A 14914-nucleotide genomic window follows, 5' to 3' on the forward strand; every position below is an offset into this window, starting at 1 on the left:
GCGCCTTTTCGACTGATGGAGTGACGACGTGAATCCAGTTGCCAATTACCGCCTCGCCGCAACGCGTTCGCGGCCCGGCCGGCCGCCGCACGACGGCCCGGGCACGCCGCGCGCGACGTGCGGCGCACCGCTTCGCGCGGAGCGCGCATGAAGCACAAACGACTCTGGTTCGGCGCGGCCGGCATCGCGGTCGCCGGCCTGGCGATCGCGATCGGCATCATGGTGCGGCCGTCAATCGCGCCGATCGACCCGCCCGCCCCCGCTTCGTTCGATCCGCAACTGGTGCGCGCCGGCGCGCGCGTCGTCGCGCTCGGCGACTGCGTCGTGTGCCACACCGCGAAGGACGGCAAGCCGTTCGCGGGCGGGTTGCCGCTCGCGACGCCGTTCGGCACGATCTACGCGACCAACATCACGCCCGATGCCGAAACGGGGATCGGCCGCTGGTCGCGCGACGCGTTCGCCCGCGCGCTGCGCACCGGCATCGGACGCAACGGCCAGCCGCTCTATCCGGCGTTTCCGTACATCCATTTCACGCGGATGTCCGACGACGACATCGCCGCCGCGTATGCGTACCTGATGACCCGCGAGCCGGTGCGCGCGACGCCGCCCGCCAACGACCTGATATTCCCGCTGAACTTCCGGCCGCTGGTGGCGTTCTGGAACGTGCTGTTCCTGCACGAAGGCGCATATCAACCCGACCCTGCGCAGTCCGCGCAATGGAACCGCGGCAGGATGCTCGTCGACGGGCTCGGCCACTGCGCATCGTGCCATTCGCCGCTGAACGCGATCGGCGGCGAGCAGCGCGGCCGCGCGTTCGACGGCGGCATCGTCGACGGCTGGGAAGCGCCGCCGCTCAATGCGCTCGGCGATGCCGCGCGGCCGTGGACGCAGGCGCAGCTCGTCACCTACCTGCGCACCGGCCGCGCGAGCGAACACGGCGCGGCGGCCGGGCCGATGCTGCCTGTCACGCGCGACCTCGCGACGGTGCCGGTGGAGGACGTCGAGGCGATCGCCGCGTACATCCTGTCGATCCAGAAACCGGCGAACGCACGTGCGGCCGCGGCCGCGCATCCGGTCGAACGCGTCGCGACGACGCCGGCCGCGCAGCGCGGCGCGGTGCTGTTCCAGGCATCGTGCGCGCAGTGCCACGGGCCGGCCGCGCCGATGCAGTCGATCGGCGAACGGCCGACGCTCGCGTTCAGCACGGCGGTCAACGCAGACACGCCGCGCAACGCGATCCAGATGATGTTCAACGGCATCGGCTGGCACGGCGAGGATACGCTCAACTACATGCCGTCGTTCATCGACCAGTACGACGACGCGCAGATCGCCGATCTCGCCGCGTACGTGCGAGAAACCTATACCGACCGCCCCGCGTGGTCGGGCGTCGACGCGATGGCCGCGAAGCTCAGAAAAGAGGACACCGCACGATGATCACCCTCACCGTCAACGGCGTGCGCCACACGCTGGACATCGACCCGTCCACGCCGCTGCTGTACGCGCTGCGCAACGACCTGCACCTGCACGGCGCGAAGTTCGGCTGCGGCCTCGGGCAGTGCGGCGCGTGCACCGTGATCGTCGACGGCAAGCCGACGTTCTCGTGCCTGATGCCGGTGGCCGCGGTCGGTTCGCGCAGCGTGCGTACCATCGAGAGCCTCGGCACCGCCGAGCGTCCGGGCCCGCTGCAACGCGCGTTCGTCGAGCACCAGGCCGCGCAGTGCGGCTACTGCATCGCCGGGATGATCATGCGCGCGCAGGCGCTGCTCGAACGCAACCCGAAACCGACCGAACAGGAACTGCGCACGCACATGGAACCGAACCTGTGCCGCTGCGGCACGCACATGCGGATTCTCGCGGCGGTGCGCTCGGTCGCGGGGCTGCCGGCCCCCGAACCCGCTTCCGCTCCCGTCACGATCAGCAAGGGGCTGTAATGAATTCCCACGACGACATCGACGAAGGCCGCCGGCACTTCATCGTCTCCGGCGCGCTGTTCGTCGCGTTCAGTCTCGCGCCCGCGTCGCGCGCGGCCGCGCAGCTGGTGATCGCCGACGAAGGCGCGGCCGTGCACGTGGCGAAAGCCACGCAGGCGCTCGCCGGCAGCCTGAAGACCAATCCGCTGCTCGACGCGTGGATCAAGATCGCGCCCGACGGCAAGGTCACCGTGTTTACCGGCAAGGTCGAGCTCGGCACCGGCGTGCGCACGGCGCTGCTGCAGGTGGCCGCCGAGGAACTGGACATGAAGCCGTCGCTGATCACGTTCCTGACAGCCGACACCGGCGCGTCGCCCGACGAGGGCCTGACGGCCGGCAGCCACACGATGGCCGACAGCGGCTCCGCGCTGCTGAACGCGGCCGCGCAGGTGCGTGCGCTGCTGGTGGAAGGCGCGGCGAAGCGCTTCGGCGTCGAGCCGCGCGTGCTGACGACCGCCGACGCGGTGATCACGGCGCCCGACGGACGCACGATGACCTACGGCGACGCGATCCGCACGGTCGACCTGCATCGCAATGCGACGCCCACGTCGCCGCTGAAGAACCCGGCGACGTTCGCCGTGATCGGCACGTCGCTGCCGCGCGTGGACATCCCGAACAAGGTCACGGGCGGCGTCAGCTACGTGCAGGACATGCAGTTGCCCGGCATGCTGCACGCGCGCGTCGTGATGCCGCCGGTATATGAAGCGAAGCTGCTGTCGTTCGACGAAGCCGCGGTCCTGAAGCTGCCGGGCGTCGTGCGGATCGTGCGCAACGGCAGCATGCTCGCGGTCGTCGCGCAGGGCGAATGGCAGGCGGTGGTCGCGCAGCGCGCGCTCGCCGCCGGCTGCCGCTGGTCGCCGGGCCGCACGCTGCCCGAGCGCGGCACCGTGCACGCGGACCTGAAGCGGATCGCGACACAGCGCATCGAGATCGCGAACACGCACGCGGCCACCGCACCAGCCGTGAAGACACTCAATGCGACGTTCCTGAAGAACTACCTGCTGCACGGGTCGATCGGGCCGTCGTGTTCGGTCGCGCATCTCGAGAACGGGATGATGACGGTGTGGACGCACTCGCAGGGCGTCTACCCGCTGCGCGACGCGCTCGCCGAGATGCTGTCGATGCCGAAGGCGAGCATCCGCTGCATTCACACCGAGGGGTCGGGCTGCTACGGGCACAATGCGGCGGACGACGCGGCCGCGCACGCCGCGCTGATCGCCGCCGCGATGCCGGGCAAGCCGATTCGCGTGCAATGGATGCGCGAACAGGAACACACGTGGGACCACTTCACGCCCGCGATGGTGACGGAGGTCAGCGCATCGCTGGACGCGAGCGGGCGCATCGTCGACTGGAACTATGCGTTGTGGAGCAGCTCGCACAACGAGCGGATCGTCAACGCCGGCCGGCTGCTGCCCGCGCGCATGCTGGAGCCGCCGTTCGTGCCCGCGCCGTCGACGCCGATGCTGCAACCGGAAGGCGGCGGCGACCGCAACGCGATTCCGCTGTATGCGCTGCCGAACCAGCACATCGTCAACAACTTCTCGCCGACGATGCCGCTGCAGACCTCCGCGATGCGCTCGCTCGGCGCGCACACCAACGTCTGGGCGATCGAAAGCTTCATGGACGAGCTCGCGCATGCGGCCGGCGTCGATCCGGTCGAATTCCGGCTGCGCCACATGGACGACCATCGCGCGCGGCAGGTGATCAAGCTCGCCGCGACGCACTTCGGCTGGCCGCGGCCGCCGCGTGCGCGCAACCGCGGCGTCGGCTTCGCGTTCGGCAAGTACAAGAACCTGATGGCCTACGTCGCGATCGCGGTCGAGGTGTCGGTCGTGCCGGAAACCGGCCAGGTGACGCTCGAGCGCGCGGAAGCGGCGGTCGACGCGGGCCAGGTCGTGTCGCCGGACGGGATCCGCAACCAGATCGAGGGCGGCATCGTGCAGGCCGCGAGCTGGACGCTGTACGAGGCGCTGAAGTACGACACCGAACGGATTCGCAGCTTCGACTGGAGCAGCTATCCGATCCTGCGTTTCTCGGCCGCGCCGCAAAGCGTGAAGGTTCATCTGATCAATCGTCCCGGCGCGCCGTTTCTCGGCGCGGCCGAGGCGTCGATGGGGCCGACCGCCGGCGCGCTGGCCAACGCGATCTTCGACGCGACCGGCCAGCGCATGCGCGAAATGCCGTTTGCCGGCGACGCGCTGAGAAAGCGCATCGACGCATAGCGGCCCGGTCGCCCCCGCTACGCGATACCCGATATCCGACCAGACGGCGCCGGCACGCACCGGCGCCGCATGCCGACAGGCTGGAGAACTTCCGACGATGGATACCTTGCTTTCGATGCGCGTGTTCACGCGCATCGTCGAAACCGGCAGCTTCACGCGCGCGTCCGACACGACCGGCCTCACCACGCCGCGCGTATCGGCGCTGCTGAGCGGTCTCGAGCAGCACCTCGGCTGCCGGCTGCTGAACCGCACCACGCGCCGCATCTCGCTGACCGAGGACGGCCAGGCCTACTACGAACGGTCCGTCGCGGTGCTGCGCGAGATCGACGACATGGAGGCGTCGGTCTCGCAGGCGCGCAACGTGCCGCGCGGCCGGCTGAAGGTGAACCTGCCGCCGGCGATGGCGAAGCAGGTCGTGGTGCCCGCGCTGCCGGCGTTTCTCGACGCCCATCCGGACATCATGCTCGAACTCGGCGTGACCGACCGGCAGATCGACCTCGTCGGCGAAGGGGTCGACTGCGTGGTGCGCATCGGCGCGCTGGACGATTCGGGGATGATCGCGCGGCGGATCGGCAGCCTGACCACCTGCACGTGCGGCTCGCCCGCGTATTTCGCGCGGTTCGGCGAGCCGGAGACCGTCGACGATCTCGCGCGGCACGTCGCGGTCAGTCACATCTCCGCCGATACCGGGCGGCCGCGCGCGTGGGACTACGTGGTCGACGGCGAGCCGCGCATCGTGCAGATGTGCGGCACGGTGGCCGTCAACGACGCGGACAACTACATCGAGTGCGGCGTCGCCGGCATCGGGCTGATCAAGACGTCGCTGTACCTCGTCGAGCCGTACCTGAAATCGGGCCGGCTGCGCGAGGTGCTGACCGATTTCAACGCGCCGGCCCGGCCGATCTCGGTGCTGTATCCGCCCAATCGCCACATTCCGGTCAAGCTGAAGGTGTTCGTCGACTGGCTCGCGGGGCTGTTCGAGCAGATTCCGACGCTGCAGGGCAAACGCGGCTGAACCCGCCCGGCGCGGCACCTTTGCGTGCCGCGCAACGCTCGATTGCGCGGCGTTCCGCTTCCGGCTTTATCGATTGATCAATAGTATTGACGGCAATGCGGTGCACCGTATCGCGGCCGGCCGGTCTCCATGCCGGCGCGACGCTCCGGTAGCCGGCCTTTCCCTTTTCCAGGAGTCGACCATGTCAACGGATTCAACACCGCTCGCGCCGCCCGCGCACGGCGCCAAGCTCACGCAGGGGCTGATCCTGCTGTTCGCCTTCAGTTGCGGCGCGATCGTCGCGAACCTGTACTACGCGCAACCGATCACCGAGCTCATCGCGCCGAGCCTGCACATGTCCGGCGACACGGCGAGCCTGATCGTGTCGCTGACGCAGATCGGCTATGCGTTCGGCCTGTTCTTCATCGTGCCGCTCGGCGATCTGCTCGAAAACCGCAAGCTGATGATCGTGACGGCCGTCGTGTCGATCGCGAGCCTCGCGGCGGCGGCGCTCGTGCGCACGCCCGGGCTCTTTCTCGCGGTTTCGCTGCTGATCGGGTTCAGTTCGGTGGCCGTGCAGATTCTCGTGCCGCTCGCCGCGCACCTCGCGCCGGATCATTCGCGCGGTCGCATCGTCGGCACGATCATGAGCGGGCTGCTGCTCGGCATCCTGCTGGCCCGCCCGCTGTCGAGCGTGGTGGCCGACGCGTTCGGCTGGCGCTTCGTGTTCGCGGCCGCGGCCGTGCTGATGACGCTCGTCACGGCCGTGCTCGCGCTGACGATTCCGTCGCGCCAGCCCGATCACCGCGCGACCTATTTCGAGCTGATTGGCTCGCTGCTGCACCTCGTTCGCACGATGCCGGTGCTGCGCCACCGCGCGTTCTACCAGGGCCTGATGTTCGCGTCGTTCAGCCTGTTCTGGACGGCCGTGCCGGTCGAACTGACGCGTCACTACGGGCTGTCGCAATCGGCGATCGGCCTGTTCGCGCTGGTCGGTGCGATCGGCGCGACGTCGGCGCCGGTAGCCGGGCGTCTGGCGGATGCCGGCCATACGGTGCGCGCGACGCTGATCGCGCTCGTGGCCGGCGCGCTGTCGTATGCGGTCGGGTTCGTGCACGGCACCGGCCTGTACGGGCTCGTCGTCACCGGCATCGTGCTCGACTTCGCGGTGCAGATGAACATGGTGCTCGGCCAGCGCGAGATCTACGCACTGCACGCGGCGAGCCGCAACCGGCTGAACGCGCTGTACATGACGAGCATCTTCGTCGGCGGCGCCGTCGGCTCCGCGCTCGCGAGCCCGCTGTACGAGCGTGGCAGCTGGCCGCTCGTCGCCGCGGCGGCCGGCGCGTTCCCGATCGTCGCGCTCGCCCACTACCTGCTCGTCGGGCGGACGCACGCGCAACGTCACGCCGCGGGTTGAGCCGCCCTCGCCCATCGAATCGATCCGTTCGCGGGGCGCGCCGCCGCCCCGCTCCACGTCGAACCACAGGAGTCCATCATGTCTTCCCTGCTCAGTGCCTACGATCTGCGCGGCCTCGCGCTGCCGAACCGCGTCGTGATGGGGCCGATGACGCGCTCGCGCGCGCCGTCGCGCGGCCTGCCCACCGAACTGATGGCCGAGTACTACGCGCAGCGCGCGTCGGCCGGCCTGATCGTGACCGAGGCCACCAACGTCAGCGCGGCCTCCGCGGCGTTCGAGCTGACGCCCGGCCTCGTCGACGATGCACAGGCCGCCGGCTGGAAAATCGTCACCGACGCCGTCCACGCGAACGGCGGGCGCATCTTCGCGCAGCTGTGGCACGGCGGCCGCGTCAGCTCGCTGACGCTGCTCGGCGGCGCCGCGCCGCTGTCGCCGTCCGGCGTGAACGACGACCTCGAACAGTTGCAGGTCTGGGCACAGTTGCAGAACGGCTACTACACGAAGATTCATGCGACGCCGTCGCGCGCGATGACGACCGATGAAGTCGTCGCGACCGTCGACGAATTCCGGCAGGCGGCCGCGCGCGCGATGGCCGCGGGCTTCGACGGTGTCGAGATCCATGCGGCCAACGGCTACCTGCCGCACCAGTTCCTGTCGTCGACGCTGAACCGCCGCGACGATCGCTACGGCGGCTCGGTCGCGAACCGCGCGCGCTTTCTCGAGGAAATCGTCGACGCGGTCGGCGGCGTGATGCCGTTGAACCGCGTCGGCGTGCGCATCTCGCCGTACGCGAAATACAACAACGTGCGCGACGCCGATCCGGACGCGACGCTCGCCTACGTCGGCCGGATGCTCGACGCGGCGGGCGTCGCCTATCTGCACGCGGCCGATACCAACGGCTGGAGCGGCGAGCCCGATCTGCCGCGCATCGTCGAGCACGCGCGGCGGTCGTTCCGCGGCACGCTGATCGTCAACGGCGGCATTTCACCGGACGCGGCGAACGCGCTGATCGACGCGGGCGACGCCGATCTCGTCGCGTTTGCGCGTGCGTACATCGCGAACCCGGATCTCGTGGAGCGCATCGCGGCCCGCGCACCGCTCGCGGAGCCGAAGACCATCGGCTGGTACGGCGGCGACCGCGCCGGCTACGTCGACTATGCGCGGCACGACGCCGCGCAGTCGCACGCATGATCCGCGCATGCGGCGCGCAGGGCCCGGCATGCCGGGCGCGGTGCCGCGACGCGTCCGGCCGTCGCGTGCCGGAGCGGCGCCGTCACGTATCGTTCCACCGCGCGCCCAGCACGCGCCCGCAGAAATTCGGCCGATGAAAATCCGGATCCGCGCGTTCGAGCACGTCGGCACTCCACGTGCCGAACGTCGATTGCGGCCGATGTTCGACGCCGCGCGCGACCGTCGCGAGGAACGTTTCGCGAAAACCGCTGCCGCGCGGATACGCGGCGAGCAACGCGTCACGCTCGTCGAGCGTGTATGCGTCGAAGTCGGTCGCCATCAGGTCGGTCGACACGGCGGCCGCCAGCGCGCGCGCGAGCGGCGACGCGCGGGCGGCCACGCCGGGCGTCGTATGCAGCGCGATCGCCTGCCACACGTCGTCGCGCACGCGCCGCGAGCGCCGATGGCGCAACAGCAGCGCGCATGCGGCATCCGCGCCGTCGAGCTCGTAGCGCTCGGTCGAGCGGCAATACGCGTGGCTCAACCCCATGTTCGCGTACATCGCGGCGACGTACAGCGCGTCGGCGTCGCATGCGTTGCATGCGACGCATGCCCGCCGCGCGGCGAGCGACGCGAACACGAACACGCGCGCCGCATGATCGACCAGCACGGCGGGCAACGACGCGCGGGCCGCGTCGGCTGCATCGAGCGCAACGGGCGTGCGCGGAATGCGAACGCCGGCCACTTCGTCGCCGATGGCCGGTGCGCGCGGGTGCGCAGCATTCATCCTGTCTCCTTCATGCCCCGCGCACGGGGCGGAAAATCGTTCAATGCCCGGGGGCGCCCGGTGCGCGGCGCGTCGCACACCGGCATGCGCCGCTCAAAACGCGACGCAGCAGCGGCCGAAGGCTTCGCAGCGCTCGGCGGCCGCACTTGCCGTCGGATAGCGCGGCCGCGCGAAACGGCGGCCGTGACCGCGCGCCCGGCACGCATCGCTGCCGGGCGCCGCGCACGCGTCGTCCGCCGCCGACGCATGCGGACGGGCGAGCGCCGCGTCGCCGACGCCGCCTTCCGCGACCGGCGACCATGCGGGACTGACGGGCGGCGGCGGCGGCGCCAGCGGCGCGAATTCCTGCTCCGCGTGCACGACCTTGCCGTCGACGACCGTCAGCACCGACGACAACGCGGGGATGCGCCGTGCGTCGATCGTGAAGTAGTCGTCGCTCAGCACCGCGAAGTCGGCGTACCGGCCGGGCACCAGCGCGCCCTTGCGGTGCTCGTCGGCGGAGAACCATGCGCTGCCGACCGTATAGCGGCGCAGCGCCTCCATCCGGCCGAGCCGGTTGCGCGCCGGATACAGCGCGGTGCCGCCGACGGAGCGCCCCGACACCATCCAGTACAGCGCGACGAACGGGTTGTAGCTCGCCGCGCCCGTCGCCCCGGAGCCCGCGCCGACCGGCAGCCCGGCCGCGAGCATCGCGCGGATCGGCGGCGCGCGCGTGGCCGCCGCCGCGCCGTGGCGGGCGATGAAGGCTTCGCCCTGGAACGCCATGCGCGGCTGCACGGTGATGCCGCCGCCCAGCGCCGCGACACGCGCGATATTGGCATCCGAGATCGTCTCGCAGCGGTCGAAGCACCAGCGCAGCCCGTCGAACGGCGTGTCGCGATCCACCGCTTCGAACACGTCGAGGAAGCGGCCGATCGATTCGTCGTAGGTCGCATGCAGCCGGAACGGCCAGCGATGGCGCACGAGCAGCCGGACGACGGCCGCCAGTTCCGAGTCGACCGACGCGGGCAGGTCGACGCGCGGTTCGAGAAAATTCCCGAGATCGATCGCCGAGCACAGGAGCCGCTCGCCCGCGCCGCTCACGCGTAGGAACGCGTCGCCGTCGCCGGGCGCCGTCCGCGCGATCCATGTCGCGAAATCGTCGAGTTCGCGGCCGGCGTGCCGCGCGCCCAGCGCATAGGCGATGCGCGTCGTCAGTTCGCCGCGCCGCGCGAGCGTCGCGACCGCCGCATAGTCGTCCGGATACGCGAGGCCGTCGCCGCCGGCGTCGATCGCGCTCGTCACGCCCACGCGGTTCAGCGCGCGCATGAACTGCCGCGTGGAGTTGACCCGGTCGGCCGCATCGAGCATGGGCGCGCGGGCGAGCGCCGCGAACAGCACGGCCGGATCCCGACGCACGAGCAGCAGCCCGGTCGGCCGCCCGTGGCGATCGCGCCGCAGTTCGCCGCCGGGCGGATCGGGCGTGTCGCGGCCGTAGCCGAGCGCGCGCAGCGCGGCCGCATTCAGCCACGCGCTGTCGCCCAGATGCTGAATGAATACGGGCGTGTCGGGCGCGATCGCGTTGAGCTCGGCCACCGTCGGGCCGCGCTTTTCCGCGAACTGCAGCGCCGTCCAGCCGCCCGCCACGCGCGCCCATTGCGGCGCGGGCGTGCGTCGCACCTGCCGGCCCAGCAGCTCGAGCGCGTCGGCAAGCGACGGCACGCCGTCCCAGCGCACCTCGAGGTTGAAGTTCATCCCGCCGCAGATCGCCTGCAGGTGCGCGTCGATCAGGCCCGGAATCACGGTACGGCCGTTCAGATCGATACGGGTCGTGTCGTCGCGCGCATGGCGCAGCACGTCGCGATCGTCGCCGGTCGCGACGATGGTCCCGTCCTTCACGGCGAGCGCGCGGACGAACGAGCGTCGTTCGTCCTGGGTCGCGATCTTGCCGTTGAAGACGACGAGGTCCGCCGAGCGCGCGGGTTCCGTCGCCCTAAGCACCGTCGGGCCTCCCGTGCGCATCCGCGCGCGACGCGCTGCGCGGCGCCGCTGCCTGAAACGCGGCCGCACCGCGCGCGTCGGCACGCATGCCGCGATCGCGCGGGCGCGCTGCTGCACCGGATTCGCGCATCGCTATGCCGCCTGCTGCGCCGCGTCGGCGGCATCGCGTCGCGCGCGCGTCCGGCACGGCGCGAGCGGCGCCTCCTGACGGACGAAGTTCTGCACGCGCAGCAGGCGGCGCACGTCGTGCGCGCGCGAATCCGGATCGAAGTGCCGCGCGCCCGCGGCAACCAGCGTCGACGCCTGCGCGGTGTGCCCGCGCTCGATCAGGTGATCGGCGAGATCGAGCGAACTGCGCAGCGCCCACATCGCGGCGCCCTGCGCGTTCGCGGTCTGGATCGCCATCTGCAGATGACGATGGCCGTCGGCCTCGTACGCCACCGCGAGATCCGCGCCGACGGTGCGCGCCTGTTCGAGCATCGCGACGCCGTTCACCCGCAGCAATTCGGGGACGAACAGGTGCTCGCCGTGCGCGCGGCAGCGCGCGAGCGTCGCATCGAGCCGGGAGCGCGCTTCGTTCGCGCGACCGGTCCGCACGAGGCCCTCCGCGTACGCAACGGTCAACGGCGCGAGCAGACGCCGGAAACCGCTCGCCTCGACGCGCCGCAGCGCCGGTTCGAGGCGGGCGAGACCGGCGCCGGGATGGCCGGCCTGGATGTCGAACTGTCCGGTCAGGCATTCCGCGTGACTGCGCCAGATGTCGAAGCCGTGCGCGTCGGCGGTCGCGCGCAGCGTCGCGAGATAGTCGGAGGTGATGTCGTGATCGCCGTAGCGCAGTGCGATCGGCGCGGCGGCCGCACCGAGCACGATGCACAGCGTGAGCGCCGACGGGCCGCGGCGCGCGCACTCGACCGCCTGCGCGGCGACGCGCATCGCATGCTCGGGCTCGCCTTGCATCCAGAGCAGACGGATCAGCATCGTGCGCCCCAGCGTCGCCATGTCGACGCCGAGCGCGGCCTGCGCGCACGCCGGTTCGTCCGCGTCGGCGAGTTCGGCCGTCGCCGCTTCCAGCCGCTCGCGCGCCTGCGCATGCTCGCCGAAGTAATGCAGCGACGTCGCGACCATCGTGTTCGCCAGCAACCGCTGCGACCGGTCCCCGCGCCGCTCGGCCGCGCGCTCGAAGCGCGTCGCGTAGCGCAGCGATTCGTGGATGTCCGACAGCGTCAGCATCGTATGCCACAGCCCGACCAGCGCGCGCGCGTCGAACGCATCGTCGCCGATATGCGCGGCGAGACCGAGCGTGCGGTTCCACATCGCGGCGGCGGCCGGCGCATCGCCATCGGTATGCAGCAGCGCCGACGCGCAGGCCGCCCGCAGCCGCATCTCGCGCGCGGCGTCGACCGGGCCCGCGGCGCCCGTGTCGAGCGCGTCGAGTACCTGGCGCGCGCGCGCCGTGCACGCGCGCATCCGCGCCGGCTCGAGCAGCGCGCGCGCCAGCCGGTCGGGCTCGGGCACGCCTGCGGCCACGGCGGCCTCCGCCGGTTCGTCCGCGGCCGGCGCGGGTGCATCCGCGGGCAGCGCGTCGGCGAGCGTCGCGGGACGCGCGGGCGCATGCTCGCGCTCGTACGCCGCGTGGCGCGCGACGATGCGTTCGAATTCGCCTTCGTTGTGCAGTTTTTCCAGCGCGTACGCGCGCGTCGATTCGGTCAGCCGGTAGCGCGCATACGCGCCATGGAACTCGACGGTCACCAGCGACTTCGCCACCAGCTCGCCGAGCACCGCGATCATGTCCGCGGCCGACGTGCCGGGCTCGGTCGCGACCGCGCGTGCGGCATCGAACGAAAACGGCCCGATGAAGCATCCCATCCGGCGAAACAGCGCGCGCGCGGCCGGATCGAGCAGCACGTAGCTCCAGTCGAACGTCGCCCGCAGCGTCTGATGACGCGGCAGCGCCGAGCGCAGCCCGCCCGTCAGCAGGTTCAGCCGGTCGTCGAGACGCGACGCGACGACCGCGAGCCCGAGCGTCGCCACGCGCGCCGCGGCCAGCTCGATCGCGAGCGGCAGCCCGTCGAGGCGCCGGCAGATGTCCGCGATCACCCGCACGCCGGCTTCGTCGACCGGACAATCCGGCGCGGCCGTGCGCACGCGCTCCAGGAACAGCTCGACGGCCGAACAGCGGACCATTTCCGGGACGGACGCGCCGCCGTCCGGCACCGCGAGCGGGCTCATCCGCAGCACCGCTTCGGCCGAGATGTGCAGCGGCTCGCGGCTCGTCACGAGCACGCGCGGCGAGCCGGCGCGCGACGTCAGCGTTTCGACGAGGCTCGCCACCAGATCGACGATGTGCTCCGCGTTGTCGAGCACGAGCAGGCAGCGCGACGTCGCGAACGCGTCGCCGATGCGCTCGATGGCCGGCACGCCCTGCGTGTCGAGGCCGAGCTCGGCGGCCAGCGCGATCAGCATGTCGTCGCGCGTCGACGCGCGCGCCAGCTCGACGAACAGCACGCGCTCGCGCGAGCGGCTGCGCACGCCGTGCGCGACGCGCACGGCAAGACTCGTCTTGCCGATGCCGCCCGCGCCGACGAGCGTGACGACCGGCGTGCGCTCGAGCATGTCGACGATCTGCGCGATTTCGGCGTCGCGCCCGACGAGCGGCGCGAGCAGCGACGACGCGGGGGCGTCGGGCGGCGCCGCGACGGCCGGCGCGTCGGCCGCGGGCACGAGGTCCGGGCTGGGCGACGGGCTCGCGACCAGCAGATAGCCGCGCCCGGGCACCGTCTTGATCAGATCGCGGCTCGCGCCGAGCGCCTTGCGCAGCGTCGCCACATGCACCTGCAGCCGGTTTTCCTCGACGATCAGGCCCGGCCAGACCGCATCCATGATGTCGTCTTTCGACACGACCGAACCGCTCGCGCGGTGCAGGACCTCGAGAATGTCGAGCGCGCGCGCGCCGATGCGCAGCGACGCGCCGTGACGGCGAATGTCCCGCTGCTCGAAATCCACCGACAAAGTTCCGATCTGGACCATGGCCGCCTCCGGGTACCTCGGGATGAGCGCCGGGTGAACGCGGCAGTTCGCCCGGCGGAGAGTCCAAGTCCGGCGTGCTGCCGCGCCGGACGATAAATGTCGAAATACGGGTCGAGTGTAGAGGGGCATGCCGTGAAAATCTTGAAGGAAAATGCGCTGTCCGCGCATGCCGCGCACGCGCGGCCGGCACGATCGCTTGCGTGTAAAAGTGGGGCGCTATACTCTGCCGGGCCGCTCGCGCAGGCGTCGCGCCGGGGCACGCACTCACCGCGCGCACGCATTGAAAGCAATTTGTCAGGATGAAGAGCGGACGTTTATGCAAATTCATTTTGAACGTTCGCGCGCGCATCTAAACTGGACTCGTCATTTCACGCTCCGAGTCCCTCGCTGGGGAATTCCATGTCAGACTCCGTCATCGCAGCCCCGACGGCATCGCCTCCGCCACGGCCGAAAGACACGCTCGGGTGCGTGTCGAGCCTGCTGGCGAAGGATGTCGAGACGGCATCCGGCGGCCTGAAGCTCCACCGCAAATGCATGCGCGAAGCGCACGTCGAACGGATCGACATGCCCGCGTGCGACCGCGGCTTCCTGGTCGGCGTGTCGCTGAACGGCGGCCACCGCCGCACGCTCTATGGGCGCGCCGGCGCGAGCGAACGCCGGTTCCAGCATCACTCGATCTACATTCGCGACTTCTCGCGCCATTTCCACGCGGACCTGTACGGCAATTTCGACTTCGTGCTGATCGAGCTGCCGCACCCGTATCTGGCGCGCATCGGCCCCGAACACGGCGGCAGCCCGGTCGACGGCCTCACGTGCCGCGTCGATGCGCGCGACCCGGTGCTCGGGCATCTCGCGCACGCGGTGGCCGACAGCCTCGACGCGCCCGGCCCGCTGAACGCGCTGTTCATCGAGCAGGTCGGGCTCGCGATGGGCACGCATCTCGTGCGCCGCTACGGCAACGTGCGCGCGCGCGAACTCGAGCACAAGGGCGCGCTGTCTCCCGCGAAGGTGGCGCTCGCCAAGGAGCTGTTGATGGAAAAGGCGGACCTCGGCGTGTCGATCGAGGAAGTGGCGAACGAATGCGACCTGTCGCGCGGCTATTTCATCCGCGCGTTCTCGCGCACCACCGGCCGCACGCCGCACCAGTGGCTGCTCGAACAGCGCGTGATGCGCGCGCGCGAGCTGATCGAGACGTCCGACATGACGCTGGCCGACATCGCGGTCGCGTGCGGCTTCGCCGACCAGAGCCACCTGAACCGCGTATTCGCGCGGATCGTCGGGCACCCGCCCGGCGCGTGGCGGCGCGCACGGGCGCGCTGACCGGCGGCATGGCGCACGCCGGGC

10 protein-coding genes are annotated in these 14914 nt (G+C 71.0%); 7 read left to right on the top strand and 3 right to left on the bottom strand.

The genetic code is table 11. The annotated features are described in order from the left end of the window. Positions 1-147 precede the first annotated feature (147 nt). The 6 genes from QZM15_RS28105 (at position 148) to QZM15_RS28130 (ending at position 7797) form a co-directional block, all read left to right on the top strand. The gene (locus QZM15_RS28105) at positions 148-1434 is read left to right on the top strand and encodes a cytochrome c (RefSeq protein WP_302107679.1); all 1287 of its coding nucleotides are present in this window, start codon (positions 148-150) and stop codon (positions 1432-1434) included. Continuing rightward, the gene (locus QZM15_RS28110; protein WP_059574836.1) at positions 1431-1931 is read left to right on the top strand and encodes a (2Fe-2S)-binding protein; all 501 of its coding nucleotides are present in this window, start codon (positions 1431-1433) and stop codon (positions 1929-1931) included. The genes QZM15_RS28105 and QZM15_RS28110 overlap by 4 nt, the downstream gene beginning before the upstream one ends. Beyond that, positions 1931-4192 carry a molybdopterin cofactor-binding domain-containing protein gene (locus QZM15_RS28115; protein WP_302107680.1) on the top strand — a complete coding sequence of 754 codons (2262 nt, stop codon included), beginning with the start codon at positions 1931-1933 and terminating at the stop codon, positions 4190-4192. Before QZM15_RS28110 ends, QZM15_RS28115 begins: the two co-directional genes overlap by 1 nt. A gap of 97 nt (positions 4193-4289) precedes the next feature. Then, positions 4290-5207 carry a LysR family transcriptional regulator gene (locus QZM15_RS28120; protein ID WP_059640765.1) on the top strand — a complete coding sequence of 306 codons (918 nt, stop codon included), beginning with the start codon at positions 4290-4292 and terminating at the stop codon, positions 5205-5207. Between the two features lie 181 nt (positions 5208-5388). After that, positions 5389-6606 carry an MFS transporter gene (locus tag QZM15_RS28125; protein WP_302107681.1) on the top strand — a complete coding sequence of 406 codons (1218 nt, stop codon included), beginning with the start codon at positions 5389-5391 and terminating at the stop codon, positions 6604-6606. 78 nt (positions 6607-6684) lie between these two features. Then, complete coding sequence (locus QZM15_RS28130; protein ID WP_059574828.1) at positions 6685-7797, top strand: alkene reductase; 1113 nt, start codon at positions 6685-6687, stop codon at positions 7795-7797. Between the two features lie 82 nt (positions 7798-7879). Here QZM15_RS28130 and QZM15_RS28135 read toward each other — a convergent pair whose 3' ends face one another. The 3 genes from QZM15_RS28135 to QZM15_RS28145 form a co-directional block, all read right to left on the bottom strand. Next, positions 7880-8563 carry a phosphohydrolase gene (locus tag QZM15_RS28135; protein WP_302107682.1) on the bottom strand — a complete coding sequence of 228 codons (684 nt, stop codon included), beginning with the start codon at positions 8561-8563 and terminating at the stop codon, positions 7880-7882. A 93-nt stretch (positions 8564-8656) separates the two neighbouring features. Next, positions 8657-10543: an amidohydrolase gene (locus QZM15_RS28140; RefSeq protein ID WP_302107683.1), complete on the bottom strand. Its 1887-nt coding sequence runs from the start codon at positions 10541-10543 to the stop codon at positions 8657-8659. A gap of 132 nt (positions 10544-10675) precedes the next feature. Beyond that, positions 10676-13570, bottom strand: a complete 2895-nt coding sequence (locus tag QZM15_RS28145; protein ID WP_302107684.1) for a winged helix-turn-helix domain-containing protein — start codon at positions 13568-13570, stop codon at positions 10676-10678. 399 nt (positions 13571-13969) lie between these two features. Between QZM15_RS28145 and QZM15_RS28150 the strand changes: the two genes are divergently transcribed. Then, a complete protein-coding gene (locus QZM15_RS28150; protein WP_060967346.1) occupies positions 13970-14890 on the top strand; it encodes an AraC family transcriptional regulator in 921 nt (306 codons plus the stop codon). Positions 14891-14914: the final 24 nt, after the last annotated feature.

Source organism: Burkholderia sp. AU44665, assembly GCF_030504405.1.
In the GTDB taxonomy this organism is placed as follows: domain Bacteria; phylum Pseudomonadota; class Gammaproteobacteria; order Burkholderiales; family Burkholderiaceae; genus Burkholderia; species Burkholderia semiarida.